9 protein-coding genes and 1 pseudogene are annotated in these 15,423 nt (G+C 72.5%); 3 read left to right on the top strand and 7 right to left on the bottom strand.

The window, feature by feature from the left end:
- On the bottom strand, positions 1-975 hold the full coding sequence (locus BLV02_RS04085; protein WP_083288432.1) for a TetR/AcrR family transcriptional regulator: 975 nt from the start codon (positions 973-975) through the stop codon (positions 1-3).
- Between the two features lie 147 nt (positions 976-1,122).
- Between BLV02_RS04085 and BLV02_RS04080 the strand changes: the two genes are divergently transcribed.
- Positions 1,123-3,897 (top strand): MMPL family transporter, encoded by a 2,775-nt coding sequence (locus tag BLV02_RS04080; protein ID WP_069110378.1) that lies wholly within the window; start codon positions 1,123-1,125, stop codon positions 3,895-3,897.
- A 193-nt stretch (positions 3,898-4,090) separates the two neighbouring features.
- Here BLV02_RS04080 and BLV02_RS04075 read toward each other — a convergent pair whose 3' ends face one another.
- Together BLV02_RS04075 and BLV02_RS04070 are read right to left on the bottom strand one after the other, a co-directional pair.
- Positions 4,091-8,977 carry an NAD-glutamate dehydrogenase gene (locus BLV02_RS04075; RefSeq protein ID WP_069110379.1) on the bottom strand — a complete coding sequence of 1,629 codons (4,887 nt, stop codon included), beginning with the start codon at positions 8,975-8,977 and terminating at the stop codon, positions 4,091-4,093.
- A 109-nt stretch (positions 8,978-9,086) separates the two neighbouring features.
- A complete protein-coding gene (locus BLV02_RS04070) occupies positions 9,087-9,890 on the bottom strand; it encodes a tryptophan 2,3-dioxygenase (RefSeq protein WP_216094086.1) in 804 nt (267 codons plus the stop codon).
- Positions 9,891-9,921: 31 nt separating this feature from the next.
- Between BLV02_RS04070 and BLV02_RS04065 the strand changes: the two genes are divergently transcribed.
- Positions 9,922-10,416 carry a DUF2505 domain-containing protein gene (locus BLV02_RS04065; RefSeq protein ID WP_069110380.1) on the top strand — a complete coding sequence of 165 codons (495 nt, stop codon included), beginning with the start codon at positions 9,922-9,924 and terminating at the stop codon, positions 10,414-10,416.
- A 218-nt stretch (positions 10,417-10,634) separates the two neighbouring features.
- On the opposite strand, the gene BLV02_RS04060 is transcribed toward BLV02_RS04065, so the two are convergent.
- The 3 genes and pseudogenes from BLV02_RS04060 to BLV02_RS04050 all read right to left on the bottom strand — a co-directional run bounded on the left by BLV02_RS04060 (position 10,635) and on the right by BLV02_RS04050 (position 12,490).
- Positions 10,635-11,216: a hypothetical protein gene (locus BLV02_RS04060; protein WP_141711474.1), complete on the bottom strand. Its 582-nt coding sequence runs from the start codon at positions 11,214-11,216 to the stop codon at positions 10,635-10,637.
- 30 nt (positions 11,217-11,246) lie between these two features.
- Positions 11,247-11,480: pseudogene (locus tag BLV02_RS38190) on the bottom strand (L-glutamate gamma-semialdehyde dehydrogenase); the annotation flags it as partial.
- 17 nt (positions 11,481-11,497) lie between these two features.
- The gene (locus BLV02_RS04050) at positions 11,498-12,490 is read right to left on the bottom strand and encodes a patatin-like phospholipase family protein (RefSeq protein ID WP_069110382.1); all 993 of its coding nucleotides are present in this window, start codon (positions 12,488-12,490) and stop codon (positions 11,498-11,500) included.
- 240 nt (positions 12,491-12,730) lie between these two features.
- On the opposite strand from BLV02_RS04050, the gene BLV02_RS04045 reads away from it, so the two are divergent.
- Positions 12,731-14,068 (top strand): Rv3235 family protein, encoded by a 1,338-nt coding sequence (locus tag BLV02_RS04045; RefSeq protein ID WP_069110383.1) that lies wholly within the window; start codon positions 12,731-12,733, stop codon positions 14,066-14,068.
- Here BLV02_RS04045 and BLV02_RS04040 read toward each other — a convergent pair.
- A complete protein-coding gene (locus BLV02_RS04040) occupies positions 14,029-14,994 on the bottom strand; it encodes an SGNH/GDSL hydrolase family protein (RefSeq protein WP_171906696.1) in 966 nt (321 codons plus the stop codon). The genes BLV02_RS04045 and BLV02_RS04040 overlap by 40 nt on opposite strands.
- Between the last annotated feature and the right edge of the window lie 429 nt (positions 14,995-15,423).

Below are 15,423 nucleotides of genomic sequence, written 5' to 3'. Positions count from 1 at the left end.
TCACGGCGCCGGCGGCTGCCCCGGCTCGGGGAGGCCGGCGACCTTCGCGATGAGCCGGATGCTGGAGTCGAAGATGGCGTCGCGCAGCTCCCCGGGCATCCAGTCGAGGTGGCCGTACGACTCCAGGCAGGTGAAGCCGTGCAGGCTCGCCCAGCAGTGCAGCATCGCCTGGAACGTCTCCGGCGCCACCGGCGGTCCGTCGATCGGCAGATCCTTCGCCTCGTGGTGCTCCGCCAGCATGCGGGCGATGCCGCCGTCGTCGTCCGCGAGCATGGGACGGCGCAGCAGGCCGGCCTGGGTGGCCTCGTAGAACAGTGACTTCAGCTGCGCCATCGCGCGCCTCGCCGCCTCCGTCGTCGGGCCCTCCTCGGGGGCGTGGTAGCCGGGGACCGGCATGCCGAGGATCAGCGCGAACCGCTGCGGCTCCTCCCGCGCCCACCGCCGGTACGACTGCGCGACCGCGGTGAACCGGCCCCCCGGATCGTCGACGGGGATCTGGTCGCGTGCGTCCGCGACGGCCTCGCCCAGATCGTTGTACGCGTCCACGATCAGCTCGGTCAGCAGCTCGTCGCGGTCGGCGAAGTAGCGGTACAGCGCCGGCGCCGTCATGCCCATGAGGCGGGCGATGTCGGAGAACCGGAAGTCGGTCGTGCCCTGCTCGCGCATCAGGCCCAGCGCGGTCTGCTTGATCTCCCCGATGGTCGCCGCACGAGCCCGCTCCCGCCGGGACGGCGGCTTCTCCGGCCGCTGCTCCGACTGTGGGGACGGCGGCTGCGCGGCCTGCGTCTGTCCCGTCTGCCGCGACGGCGGCTGTTCCGCCTGCGAGGACGGCGGCCGTTCGGCCTGTCGGGACGACCGCTGCTCCGGTCGCCGCTCCGCCTGGGGGAACGGCGGCTGCGCGGCCTGGGTCGGTCCCGTTTGCCGCGACGGCGGCCGCTCCGGCTCACGACCGGGCTGGGGGATCTCGCCTGCCATCTGCGCCCACCTCCTTGTGTCGTGCGGCGGCAATGCGTGAAGCACTTTCACAGATGTGAAGCCTCTTGACAAGTTTAGCCGCGTCGTGTTTGTTATGTCGAGTAACAGTTCTAACGCTACGTCACGTAACGCTTCGAGGGGCAGGACATGAACGAGCCCACCACCACTGACGACGGAGACCGGCCGACGACGCCTCCGGGTGCCGGCGCGGCGGACCGGCCCACCCAGCCCGACCCGGCGACGACTGCGGCAGACCGCCTCGCCGCAGACGCCAGCCCCGCCGCCGACTCCGCCACTAAAGCCACCGACGCCACCGCTGACACCCCCGCCGCCGCTGAAACCACAGCCGCCACTGCTGACACCCCCGCCGCCACCGACGACGGCCACGTCGACTCGGCCGGCCGCACGAATGGCGGGTGGTTCGGTGGTGCTACAGCACCACCGAACCACCCGCCATCGCGAGGCCCCGACCCGGCCGACCAGTCGACGACGGCGGGTTGGCGCACCGACGACGCCCAGACCGGCGCATACGTCGAGTCCGACGACCGCGGCAACAACGGCCGAAGCGGCCACAGGGGCAACGGCAGCCGCGTGGGCCACACCGACAACGCCGGCCGCAACGGCGGCCACGGCAGCAACGACCGCGGCGGGGCGCCGACCGACACGTCCGCCGCTCCCCCGCGTCCCGGTGTGCTCGGCCGACTCGCCGGCGCGTCCTACCGGCGCCGCGGCCGGGTGATCGTCGCGTGGGTGGTGGCCATCGCGGGCGCGTTCGGGCTGTCCGCCGCGTTCGCCGGCGACTTCACCGCCGACTACTCGGCGCCCGGCTCGGACTCCCGCGAAGCCCAGGATCTGCTGGAGCAGCGCTTCCCGGCACAGTCCGGCGACACCATCGACGTGGTGGTGAAGACGGACGGGACGGGGGTCACCGACCCGGAAGTGCAGGCCGACGTCACCGCGCTGCTCGACGCGCTGCGGGCGCAGCCGCACGTGGTCGCCGTCGACGATCCGTACGCGACGCCGGGCGGCATCTCGCAGAGCGGGGACATCCTCGTCGCGACGGTGAACCTGGACGTCGTGCTGCCGGACGACATGCCGGTCGAGAAGACCGAGGAGCTCCTGGCGATGGCCGCCGACGCGGAACGGCCGGGGCTGGAGATCGCGCTCGGCGGGCAGACGGTCGCGCTGGCGGAGCAGGGCGAGATCGGCTCCGAGGCCATCGGCATGGCCGCCGCCGCGGTGATCCTGCTCATCACGTTCGGCTCGGTCGTCGCGGCCGGGCTCCCGCTGATCGTCGCGGTCGCCGGGCTGGCGCTGAGCGGCGCCCTCACCGGCGTCGTCGCGGCGCTGGTGGACGTGCCGGACTGGTCGACGGCGCTGGCGACGATGATGGGCATCGCGCTCGGCATCGACTACGTGCTGCTCATGGTGACGCGGTTCCGCGAATGGCGCGCCGCCGGTCTCGACCCGGAACGGGCCACCGTCGCGACGCTCGACACCGCCGGGCGGGCCGTCATGGTCGCCGGCAGCACCGTCATGGTCAGCATGTTCGGCCTGTTCGCGATGGGCCTCTCGTTCATGCAGGGCGCGGCGCTGGTGACGATCGTCGCCGTCCTCGTCGTCATGGCCGCGGCCGCGACGCTGTTCCCGGCGCTGCTCGGCTTCTTCGGCCGCTGGGTCGACCGCCTCCGCCTCCCGCTGGGCCGCCGCCGACGGACGACGGCGCAACTGGCCGCGGGCGGGCACGTCGAGCCGTCCCGGATGTGGCTGCGCTGGGGCCGGCTGGTCGACCGGCACAGCATCATCGCGACGGTCGTCGGCGTCGGCCTGCTGCTCGCGCTCGCGGCGCCGTTCCTCGGTGTCCGCTTCGGCTTCCCCGACGCGGGCAACAACGAGGAGGACCGCTCGTCGCGGCAGGCGTACGACCTGCTGTCCGAGGGCTTCGGCGCGGGCGCCAACGGACCGCTGCTGCTGGTCGCGGACCTGGACGGCCCGGGCGACGAGGCCGCGCTGCCCGCGCTCGCCGAAGCCGTCACCGCGACCCCGGGCGTCGCCGCCATCATGCCGCCCGCCGTCAACGAGGCCGGCGACGCCGCCCTGCTCACCGTCCTCCCGGCGACCGGTCCACAGGACGCCGCCACGGAGGATCTTGTCCACACCCTGCGCGACGACGTGCTGCCGGGCGCCGATCTCGAGGTGCACGTCGGCGGCGTCACGGCGACGTCGATCGACTCGACGGAGAACACGGCCGAGCGGCTGCCGCTGCTGATCGGCGGCGTGGTGTTGCTGTCGATGGTCCTGCTGCTGGTGTCGTTCCGCAGCATCGTCATCCCGATCACGGCCGCGCTGATGAACCTGCTCTCCGTCGCCGCCGCGTACGGCGTGGTCGCGCTGGTCCTGGAGGGCGGCTGGGCCGGGCAGCTGATCGGCATCGACACCGAGACGCCGATGCCGGCGTTCATCCCGGTGCTGGTCTTCGCGGTGCTGTTCGGGCTGTCGATGGACTACGAGGTGTTCCTGATCAGCCGCATGCGCGAGGCGTGGACGCGGACCGGCGACAACGCCCGCGCCATCGTCGAAGGGCTGGCCGGCACGGGACGCGTCATCACCGCCGCGGCGGCGATCATGGTCGCGGTGTTCGCGGCGTTCATCCCGAGCCCGGAGGTGTTCCTCAAGGTCATCGGCGTCGGCATGGCCGCGGCGATCCTCGTCGACGCCACCGTCGTGCGGATGCTGCTGGTCCCCGCCGTCATGCACCTGCTGGGACGGGCCAACTGGTGGCTGCCCTCCTGGCTGGAGCGCCGGCTGCCCCAGCTGCACGTCGAGGGCCGGCCTGAGCTCTACCTGCCCGACGCGGAGGCGGACGCGGTCGGGACGGACGTCCGCGGCGCCGGCGCACCGGAGCTCGTTCCCACTCGCTGACCCGCACGGCGGCCTCATGGCTGGCGGTTTGCTGGTGCCCTGACACCAGCAAACCGCCAGCCATCGCACGTCCCCCACCGCTTGCAATGACACCGATACGCATCGCCGGCTGGGTGGTGCGTATCGGTGCTCATTGCAAAAGGGGCGAGCGCGGGGTCACCGAAGCGCGCCTGAACGACGCGCCGCCCGTGCCCTACGTCGCGTCGGGGCGGAGCAGGCCGCGGACGGCGCGCAGGCCGACCGAGAGCCTGGCGAGGTCGAAGCTGTCGCCCTCGACGATCTCGCGCAGCATGCCCTGGGTGCGGGCGACCACGACGTCGTCCTGCGCCGCCCACGCCTCGACCCGGTCCTGCGGCGCCGACTCCTCGTGCGTGTGCTGGATGACCTGCGCCGTCAGCGCCGCCTGGACGGCGTGGAGGTCGTCGCGCAGGGCGGCCCGGGCCATCGTCTGCCAGCGGTCGCGCCGCGGCAGCGAGATGATCCGCTCCAGTAGCCGGCCCAGTTCGAGGAACGCTCCGAGGGTGAAGTGCACCCGCGCCACCTCGAGCAGGTCGGTGCCGGTGGCCAGCGAGTTCTCGACCATCCCGAGCCCGGCGTAGGCCGGCGGCAGCACCGCGACCCGGTTGGCCAGCGGTTCCGGCACGCCGTCGGCGGCCAGCGCCTCCAGCCGCTCGTGGTAGAGGTCCAGCTCGCGCCCGGACAGCACCTCGGGCAGCGCCACCAGCAGCCGGGCGATGGGCTCTTCGAAGAACCCGATCTGCCAGGCGATGTCGATGGGTGGCCGGCGGTTGACGGTGAGCCAGCGGGTGGCCCGCTCGGTGATCGTCCGCGCCTCCAGCCGCATGCGCGTCTGGACGTCGAAGTCGACGACGTTGTCGAGCTCCTTGATCGCGACCATGAGGTCGGGGATCTGGAAGACGACGCCGCCGACGGTGTGCGCGCGGGCGAGGTCCTCGACGGTGCCGCCGGTCTCCATGCCCAGCCGGTACGCGAACGTCGTGCCGGCGGTGTTCACCAGCTCGTTGACCACGACGTTCGAGATGATCTCGCGGCGCAGCGGGTGGTTGTCGATGACGTCGCCGTAGGTGTCGCGCAGCGCGCTCGGGAAGTACGCGTGCAGCGCGGCGCCGAGGTACGGGTCGTCGGGCATGCCGCCGGCCAGCAGCTCCTCGTACATGAGGTTCTTCGTGTACGCGAGGACGACGGACAGTTCCGGGCTGGTCAGGCCCTTGCCGGCGGCCATGCGCTCGGCCAGCTGGCGGTCGGTGGGCAGCGCCTCGATGGCGCGGTCGAGCTTGCCCTGGGCCTCCAGCTTGGCCAGGTAGGACCGGTGGACGTGGGCCAGGTTCGGCGCCTGGAACACGCCGTTGGCCAGCGCGATGTTCTGGCCGTAGTTGTTCGTCAGCACGAGGCCGGCGATCTCGTCGGTCATCTCGGCCAGCAGCTCGTTGCGCTGCTTCTCGGTGAGGTCGCCGGCCCGGACGACGCCGTCGAGCAGGATCTTGATGTTCACCTCGTGGTCGGAGGTGTCGACGCCGGCGGAGTTGTCGATGGCGTCCGTATTGATGCGCCCGCCGGACGGTGTCTTCAAAGCGAACTCGATGCGGCCGCGCTGGGTCAGGCCGAGGTTGCCGCCCTCGCCGACGACCTGCGCGCGGAGGTCGGCGGCGTCGATGCGGATGGCGTCGTTGGCCTTGTCGCCCACCTCGGCGTTGGACTCCGTCGACGCCTTCACGTAGGTGCCGATGCCGCCGTTCCAGAGCAGGTCGACGGGCGCGCCGAGGATGGCGTGCATCAGCTCGGGCGGCGACATGGTCTCGACCGACGCGTCGATGCCCAGCACCTGCTTGACCTCGGCCGACAGCTTGATCGTCTTCGCCGTGCGCGGGTAGACGCCGCCGCCCTCGCTGATCAGCTTGGGCTCGTAGTCGTTCCAGCTGGACCGCGGCAGCTCGAAGAGGCGACGGCGCTCGGCGTAGGACTCCGCCGCGTCGGGGTCGGGGTCGAGGAAGATGTGCCGGTGGTCGAACGCGGCCACCAGGCGGATGTGCTCGGACAGCAGCATGCCGTTGCCGAACACGTCGCCGGACATGTCGCCGATGCCGACGACGGTGAAGTCCTCGGTCTGGGTGTCGCGGCCGAGCTGGCGGAAGTGCCGCCGCACCGACTCCCAGGCGCCGCGGGCGGTGATGCCCATGGCCTTGTGGTCGTAGCCGGCCGAGCCGCCGGACGCGAACGCGTCGCCGAGCCAGAAGCCGTACTCGTGGGAGACGTCGTTGGCGATGTCGGAGAACGACGCGGTGCCCTTGTCGGCCGCGACGACGAGGTACGGGTCGTCGCCGTCGTGGCGGACGACCATCGGCGGCGGGACGACGCTGCGGTCGGCGGCGCGGTTGTCGGTGATGTCGAGCATGGCCCGGATGAACGTCTTGTAGCACTCGACGCCCTCGGCCAGCCACGCCTCGCGGTCGACGGCGGGGTCGGGCAGGCGCTTGCCGACGAAGCCGCCCTTCGCGCCGACCGGGACGATGACGGAGTTCTTCACCGCCTGCGCCTTGACCAGGCCGAGGATCTCCGTCCGGAAGTCCTCGCGCCGGTCGGACCAGCGCAGCCCGCCGCGGGCGACGGCGCCGTAGCGCAGGTGCACGCCCTCGACCCGGGGTGAGTACACCCAGATCTCGTACTTCGGCTTGGGGTCGGGGAGGTCGGGCAGCGACCGGGAGTCGATCTTGAAGCTGGTGACGGTCTGCGGCCCGCCGACGGTGGTGCGGTAGTAGCTGGTCCGCAGCGTCGCCTTCACCAGCCGCAGGAACGAGCGCAGGATGCGGTCCTGGTCGAGGCTGGCGACCTGGTCGAGCGCCTCGTCGATGCGCCCGTTCAGCTCGTCGGCGGCCGTCTGCCGGGCCGCGCGACCGGCGTCGTCGGCGTCGTACCGTTCCGGGTCGAAACGGATCTCGAACAGGTCGACGAGCATGCGCGCGACGTCGACGTGGCCGGACAGCGCCTCTTCGAGGTAGTTCTGGCTGAACGTGGTGCCGGTCTGGCGCAGGTACTTGGCGTACGCGCGCAGGATGGACGCCTGCCGCCACGACAGCCCCGCCTGCGGCACCAGCGCGTTGAACCCGTCGCTCTCGGCGTCGCCCCGCCACACCGCGGCGAACGCGTCCTGGAACAGCACCTTGAGGCGGTCGGCCTCGGTGGCACGCAGCCCGCGGTAGCGCAGCCCGAAGTCGTAGATGTACGCCGTCGACTCGGTGTCGTGGCCCCGCCGGACGATCTCGTACGGCCGCTCGTCGACCACCTCGACGCCCATGCGCGACAGGATCGGCAGCACCTGGGTGAGCGAGATGGGCGCGCCGGTGCGGTAGATCTTGAACCGGCGGTCGGTGGCCAGCCCGCCGACCGGCTGGTAGAGGTTCATGCCCAGGCCGTCCTCGGCCGGCAGCTCCTCGAGGCGGCGGACGTCGGCCACCGCCGTCCGTGCCGGGAAGTCGGCCTTGTAGCCCTCGGGGAACGCCTGCCGGTACCGGCGCAGCAGCTTCGCCGCGCCCTCCTCGCCGACCTGCTCGGCCAGCGCGTCGGACAACTCGTCGATCCACGAGCGGGTGGCGCCGACCAGCGCCTTCTCCAGCGCCGGGACGTCGATGACGGGCAGCTCCTGGTCGCGCCGCATGCGCACGACGAAGTGCAGCCGGGCCAGCGCGGCCTCGCCGACCCGCGCGGTGAAGTCGATGGAGTCGCCGTCGGTGGCGGCCAGCAGCAGCCGCTGGATGCGCTCGCGCACGTCGGTGTTGTAGCGGTCGCGCGGCAGGTAGACGAGGAACGACAGGTAGCGCCCGTAGTCGTCGCGGCGGACGAACATGCGCAGGTGGCGGCGCTCTTGCAGGTGGACGACGGCGAGCGCGGTGGGCAGCAGCTCCTCGGGCGGGATCTGGAACAGCTCGTCGCGCGGGTACGTCTCGAGCACCTGCAGGAGGTCCTTGCCGGAGTGGCCGGACGGTGCGAACCCGGCCTGCTCGATGACCTCCTGGACCTTGCGCCGCAGCACCGGGATGCGCAGGACGCTCTCGGTGTAGGCGGCGGACGTGAACAGCCCGAGGAAGCGCCGCTCGCCGACCACCTCACCGGACTCGTCGAACGTCTTCACCCCGACGTAGTCGAGGTAGGCCGGGCGGTGCACCGTCGCCTTGGAGTTGGCCTTGGTGAGCACCAGCAGCTGTTTCTCGCGCGCCTTCGCGCGCACCTCGCGCGGCAGCTTGCCGAACGAGCCGGAGAGGTCCTGGTCGGAGCGCAGGATGCCGAGGCCGGTGCCGGTGACCGCGCGCAGCACGTCCTCGCCGTCGACCTCGTCGAGCTGGTACTCGCGGTAGCCGAGGAAGGTGAAGTGGTCGTCGGCCAGCCAGTGCAGCAGCTCGCGCGCCTCGTCGGCCTCGGGCGCCTTGATCGACGACGGCGGGTGCTCCAGCTCGCCGGCGATGTCGATGGCGCGCTGGCGCATGCGCGGCCAGTCCTCGACCGCCTCGCGGACGTCGCGGAGCACATCGCGCAGCAACTGCTCGATGGCGGCTTGGTCGTCAGGGTCGTCGGTGCGGTCGATCTCGACGTGCATCCACGACTCGACGACGGTGCCGGCGTCGCGCCGCCGGTCGTTCTCGTTGAGGTCGAGCACCTCGATCAGCTGGCCGGTGATGTCGCGGCGGACCACCAGCTGCGGGTGGACGACGAGGCGGATGGCGTGCTCGTGCTCGGACAGCGCCATGGTGACGGAGTCGACCAGGAACGGCATGTCGTCGATGACGACCTCGACGATGGTGTGCCCGGACGCCCAGCCGTGCTCGTCGACCGTCGGCGTGTAGACGTTGACGACGGCGGTGCCCTGCGGCCTGGTCTGCGCCGAGCGCCGGTGCGACGCGGCCACGCCGTAGACGTCGACGACGTCGCGGTCGACGAGGTCCTCGGCGGCGACGTGCCGGTAGTACCGGCGAAGGAAGGCTTCGTCCTCGTCGCGGCTCCCGCGGTCGCCGACCAGCGCGGCTTTGGCGAGGAGCTCGGATTTGGCTTCGTCGAGCCGATTACGCATGGATCCACCAACCCCCGGAGCTAGACCCCGCACGTCGTTGTACGGGACCTCTCAGAACCTTAGTAGCTCCCCGCCGCGGCCGCTGCCCGACCCCCGGTTCATGATCATCTCAGAGCCAGGAACGCAGCTCCCAGAGCAGCGGGTAGTAGCGGAAGTCGAGGCGACTGCGCAGGTAGGAGGCGCCGGACGAGCCGCCGGTGCCGGTTTTCGTCCCGATCATCCGTTCCACCATCGTGACGTGCCGGGCCCGCCAGCCGGCGGCCAGCTCGTCGTGCGACATCAGCCCCTCGGCCAGCTCCCAGACCTCGCCGTAGCCGCCGCGGTCGTGCGCCGCCGTGCGCAGCGACGCGCTGATCTCGTCGTCCGTTCCGGTGGGGAGGTCGCGGGCCCGCATCGCCGCCAGGAACGCGTCCCACAGCGTCGGCTCGTCCAGCCGGCGCCGCAGCCGCGCCGCCTCGTCGTCCGTCAGGCCACGGAACCGGCGCAGGAACGCCGCGTCCTTCGCGCCCGACACGAACTCCAGCTCGCGGAACTGCACCGACTGGAAGCCGCTGGCCGGCGCCAGCCGGGCCCGGAACTCCAGGAAGTCCTGCGGGGTCATCGTCTCCAGGACGCCGACCTGCTCGATCAGGATCCGCTCGATCTCGTGCACCCGGTTCAGCAGGTGCCGGGCCCACCACAGGCGGTCGTCGAACATCGCCTGCCGGGCCGCCTCCAGCTCGTGCAGCAGTTGTTTGAACCACAGCTCGTAGACCTGGTGGATGGTGATGAACAGCAGCTCGTCGTGAGCATCGGTCTCGAGTCGCTGCTGGTCGAGCAGCTGCGCGAGACGCAGGTAGGTGCCGTAGCTGAGCCGGGCACCGTCCTCGCCGAACTGTGCGGACGGAGGACTGATCTCCTTGTCGGTGGTCACCTCGCCAGCGTATGGGTCAGGATGTGGAGCCATGGACCTGAACAGCGAGCTGCGTTTCGACGCCGATCCGGCAGCGGTCTTCGCGATGTTGACCGACGAGGCCTACATCGAGAAGAAGACCATGGCCGCCAACGCGATCCGGCACCAGGCCTCCGTCCGCCGCGACGGCGACCGCGTCACCATCGACCTCCTGCGTGTCATGCCCCCGGACGTCCCCGACTTCGTCCGCCGCTTCGTCGGCGAGACGATCGACATCAAGCAGCGCGACACCTGGGGCCCGGCCGCGGCGGACGGGTCGCGTGACGGCAGCATCGAGCTGGAGATGTCCGGCGCACCGGTCCGTGCCACCGGCACCATGCGGCTGGCCGCGAACGGCGCCACGACCGTGCTGACGATCAAGGCCCTGCTGAAGGCGTCGGTGCCGCTGGTCGGCGGGAAGATCGAGCAGGCGGTGCACCAGGGTCTGATGCACGCGGTCAAGGTCGAGGAACGCGTCGGTAACGACTGGCTCGCAGGGAAGCGCTGAGCCCGGGGCCTGCTGAGGTCGGGGCGCACTGAGCACGCCAACGTCCCGTCCCGGCCCGGCGCACGGTGCGGCCGCCCGGCGGACGTCTTCGGGGCGGCGGACGGCGCGGGCGGACAGGCGTGTCAGACGACCGGTCGCCCGGTCCCCTTCAGGAGCACCCCAGCGGAGCTGACGCCGATACCGTCAATCCAGAAGAGAGCAGCTCAGCGGCCGCCCCTTCAACGGCCGGGGACGCCGCCGTCCAGGGCGCGCAGCGACACGTTGCGCTCGGCGGCGCCGGCGCGGCGCCCCGGCTGCCGCGGCGCGGGGGCCTCGGCGGCCGCCGCGGGCGCGGAGTCGGTCGACTCGCGCTCGAGCAGCGCCTCGGCCAGCTCGGCCGGGCCCGTGACGGCCATGGCCAGCGCGCGGCCGAGGTCGTCGCGGTCGATGGGCTCCTCGGCGGTGCGACGCAGCCGGTCGGACAGGTCGATGACCTTGTCGGCCGTGCCGAGCGTCGCGCGCGCCGCCATGAGGTGACCGCGCTGCAGCGGCCGGCCGGCGATCATCAGCGCCAGCGCCTCGGCAGTGTCGCTCCAGTCCGACGCCGGCGCCTGCTCCCCGATGAGGCCGGCGACCCCGGCCATCACCCGGTCGGACGCGGCGACGAGCCGCTCGGCCGTCTCGCTGTCGCTGTCGAGGGAGGCCAGCCGCAGTGCTACCGCGGTGACCAGTGCGCCGTCGGCGGGACTCCGACGGGGCTGGGACAGCAGTCGCACCGCTCGTGCGACGTACGGCCTGGTCGACAGCCGGTCATCCATCACGCTTGACACCTCGTGTTCTCATCTCTCGGCTCACCCATGTGCGGGCACTCGTGCGCGTGCAGCGGGGGCGAACGTCTCCGTCACGGCTCGAGCGCTCGTCCACCGTAGAAGATTCTGCACCGAACCCGCCTTGTCATTCGTCCCACTGGCCCGACTTCCCCCGAATGGCTGCCGCCCGGCGACCGCTCCGGTGGGATTGTCGTCGACCTCAACGCTACCGGCTGCGAAGCGTATCGCCTCCGTGGTATGAACGACAGCCGTACGCCGCCCTTCAGCCGACTTCAGCCGGCTTCGGCCGCGTCGGCCCAGGAGCGGCCCTGGGTGAGCGCCTCCTCCGACGTCCGCAGCGAGGTCTCGAGGACGGCCATGCGGCGGCCGGTGTCCATGACGTTCGCGCCGATCGCGACGAGGTCCTCCGGGCCGGGGCCGAGGATCGTGACGGCGGTGCCCGCGGCCTCCAGCTTCGCCGCCTCACGCAGGCAGCGGCGGGTGCAGCGCCGCCGCCAGCGACGTTCCAGCCGCGGCAGCAGCGCCCGCGGATGGTCCAGCTCGAACGACACCATCGGCGCGACGACGTAGACCTCGTCCAGGCCCAGGCTGCCGAACAGGTCGACCGACGTGGCCGAGCAGGTGCCGCCGTCGACGTAGCGGTGGCCGCCGATCATCACCGGCGCGAACCAGCCCGGGATGGCGCACGACGCCATGACGGCCTGCGGGAGCGACGCCCGCGGCTCGCCGGCCCGGCCGAACGGGACCCGGCGACCGGTCTCGTAGTCCATCGCGACGATCCAGACGCCCGAGTGCGGCGACCACCCGGCGTCCGGCCCCGTGACCGCGTCGACGAGGTCGCCGACGCCGTCCAGCGAGCCGCGGCCGACCGGCATCAGCGCCGACAGGACGGCGGTCGGCGGCATGCGGCGCAGCCGTCGGACGTTGCGCCGGACCAGCGCCGGCGAGCCGACCCCGAACCGGGGCAGCTGCGGGCGCGAGCCGCCGGTCGCGGTCTCGTAGTCCCAGGTGTGGTCGGACAGCGGGCCGTCGATCGGATTGCCCAGCTGGTGGTCGCGCAACTGCTCGGCGTCGACCCCGGCGCCGAGCAGCGCGGCGAGCACCGAGCCCGCGGACGTGCCCAGGATGTAGTCGAAGGACCGGAGGTCGGCGCCGGTCGATTCCTCGATGGCGCTCAGCGCGCCGACCATCCACGCCGCGCCCAGGACCCCGCCGCCGCCGAGCACCAGCCCCCGCCGCGGCCCGTTGTGACGAATGGCCTCCATTTGTTGATTCTCCTGCAACAAGCTGGTTCGTGCCACGCATCAATGGTCGGAATGTGACAGAACCGTGTTTGCCCGTTCCCCTTCACCGGTTGCCCGTTCACCGTTTCCGGGCTCCCCAGAGGTTGCCCGTTTGCCCGTTCCCGCCTCGGGTCTGCCCGGCCGCCCGATGCCGTTGACCCCGTCGCCGCCCGGCGGTTTCGATGCTCCTGACGCCGATGTCCGCCCAGTCAGGAGGCCGCGATGACCGCCACGTCCGCACCGCCCGAGCCGTACGTGAGCCGGGTGCGCCTGCTGCCGGTCCCGGTCACCGAGCCGCCTTTCGACGACGAACTGGGTGTCGTCGTGCCCCGCGGCGAGCGGCGGACGGCGGACACGGGAGCGGGGACGGGGGCCGGGGCGGGGGCGGCGGTCCAGGGGACACTTCCGCTCGACCTCGACGGCGTCTTCGAGGACCAGCTGCGCCCCATCGGGGTCGGCCCAGCGGTGGTGACGGACAGCCTGTGGCTGCGCTACCCCGGCCCCGAACCCCGAGCGCCCCGCGAGCCGGCTCGCGACAGCGCCGCCGGCCCGGCCCGCGAGGGCGCCGCAACCCGCGCCGCTGGCCAAGCCCGCGCCACTGCCCCGGCTCGTGCCGCCAGCCAAGCCCGCGCCGCCGGCCAAGCCCGCGCCGCCGGCCAAGCCCGCGCCGCCGGCCAAGCCCGCGGCGCCGATCCGGCTCGCGACAGCGGCGGGCTCAGCGAGACCGCGCGCGCCTGCGCGGCAGGCCCAGCCACGACCACCGCCCCAGCCGCCGCCGGACCAAGACCCGCCACCCGGACCACGACCGCCGCAGCAGCCAGACCAGGAATCGGTACTCCAGCGAAGGCTCCTGCCAGAGCCGCCAGCGGGTCCGGACCCGCCACCCGGGCCGCGACCGCGACCGCGACCGCGACAGAGCCTGGACCGGCCACCCGGACCGCCACCGCGGCCACCGCCACAGTCAGGTCAGGAGCCGGAACCCGGGCCACAACCGCCGTCGCCGTCGCAACAGCCGGGCCAGGGCCCACCACACGTATCGCGACCGCCGCGACGACCGCCGCCCCGGCCGCCACGACCGCCACGACGACCGCCGCCACGACCGCCACGACGACAACGGCCGATGAGCTGCCGGATCCGCGCCGGTGGACCGCCCGACTGGCCCAGTCGGCGCTCGAGTGCCTGCACGGCCGCCGCCCTCTGCAGCAGCTGGTCCGGTGGACCGCCGAGTCCGTCTACCGCGACCTCAGCCGCCGGGCGGTCGCGCAGGAGGAGGCGCCCGCCGTGCGGCCGCGGATCCGGGCGCTGCGTGTCTGCCGCGTCACACCTGGAGTGGCCGAGGCGAGCGTCGTCGTGCAGGTCGGGGAGGTGGCGCGGGCCGTCGCGGTGCGCCTCGAAGCCGACGACGGGCGGTGGTTGTGCACGGCCTTCGACATCGCCGAGCCGGGCCCGGCCCGCCGCGGCACCCTGCGCGGAGCCGCCCCTGGCGCCGCGTCCAACGGCGCCAAGGGCGGCACCAGGGGTCAGCGGGCCGCCCAGGCCTCCTCGAACGCGTCCGCGTAGGCCGCCTGGCCGTTCACCGTCGGATGGAAGGAGTCACGCACGAATGACGACGCGACGTCCCACTGCGGCTGGTACGGCGAGGCGCTCGCCGTACCCGGCTCGTCCGCCGCCGACCACGAGATCTTCAGGCCGTAGAGCCAGTCACCGGACCCGTTGGCGCACGCCTCGTGTCCGTCGAATCCGGCTGCCACCTCGCCCGAGGCCGACTCCACGCCGGCGTCGGCGGCAGCGGCGTCGATGACGTCGTTGAGCAGGACGCCGAGGCGGCGGATCATCTGCCGCTCGGAGTCGGACAGCAGGCCGGTCAGCGCCGGGCAGTCGCTGCGCACGGCCGGGTCGGGAACGAGCATCGGATACCCGCCGACGATCACCTCGTCGCCGGGCGCCGCCGCCTGCACGGCGTCGTAGAGCTGCACGAGCGGCTGGCGCAGGCTGTTGATCAACGTGGTCAGCTCGGCTTCACGCCGGGTGCACGACAGGAACGAGACCAGGCAGTTGACCAGCTCGTCGGCGAAGCCCGCGTCGTTGCCGCCGACCGTGACGGTGATCAGCCGGTCGCCGGCGCCGGGGATCGCCTCCAGCTGCCGCACCTGCTGCGTCACCTCCGCGATCCGTGCGCCCGAGCAGGCCAGCAGCGTCCGGTCGGACACCGCGTCGCCGAAGATCAGGTTGTTCCACGCCCGCGGCGTTCGGTCGCAGTCGTCGAGATAGCCGCCGGCGCCGAGGCCCGACGAGTACGAGTCGCCCAGCGTGATGACGGCCGACGGTGGGTCCGCCGATTCCGTCGTCTCCGCCGCCGACGCGTCCGCCGCCGCGCCGAGGGCCGCTCCCACGAGCACGACGGCCGCCACGCAGAGCGTGACGGCCGTTCTGGCGATGGAGCGAGGGGATCGTTGCTGGTGGTGGGTGGTCGAGGTGTGGGTCATGAGCACTACGCGGCCGGTCGCGGCCGCTCCTCCCATCCGCCGTCCGGGGATTGTGACACCCGGCATCACCGAGCGTCACAGTGGACGATAGCGGACGGATGCCGTATGCGGGACACATTCCGCCAACAACGGACGACGAATCGGCGCCGCGGCGTGACAACCCGCCTGAACGCGCGTGACCCGTCCAGCGAAGCGAATGCCGGACGGCGCCCGGCCCGCTCGGCGCGACGCTGCGGTCACCAGCGAGCCACCCCGCCGGTGGGCGTGCGGAGTCAGGCGCTGTGCCGCGGTCACCGTGACGCTCGGCAAGCCGAACCGGCGACCGGCCGCGGCACCGGCAGGGGCAGGGGCAGGGGCAGCGGCAGCACTACGGCACCGCACGCCAGCCGATCCGGCGGCCGGCAGCAGACCGCGAGCGGACCCGCGGCA

The sequence above is a fragment of the Jiangella alba genome (assembly GCF_900106035.1).
Taxonomy (GTDB): domain Bacteria; phylum Actinomycetota; class Actinomycetes; order Jiangellales; family Jiangellaceae; genus Jiangella; species Jiangella alba.
Note: the sequence above shows the minus strand (reverse complement) of the source record. Positions and strands in the feature narration are given on the sequence as shown.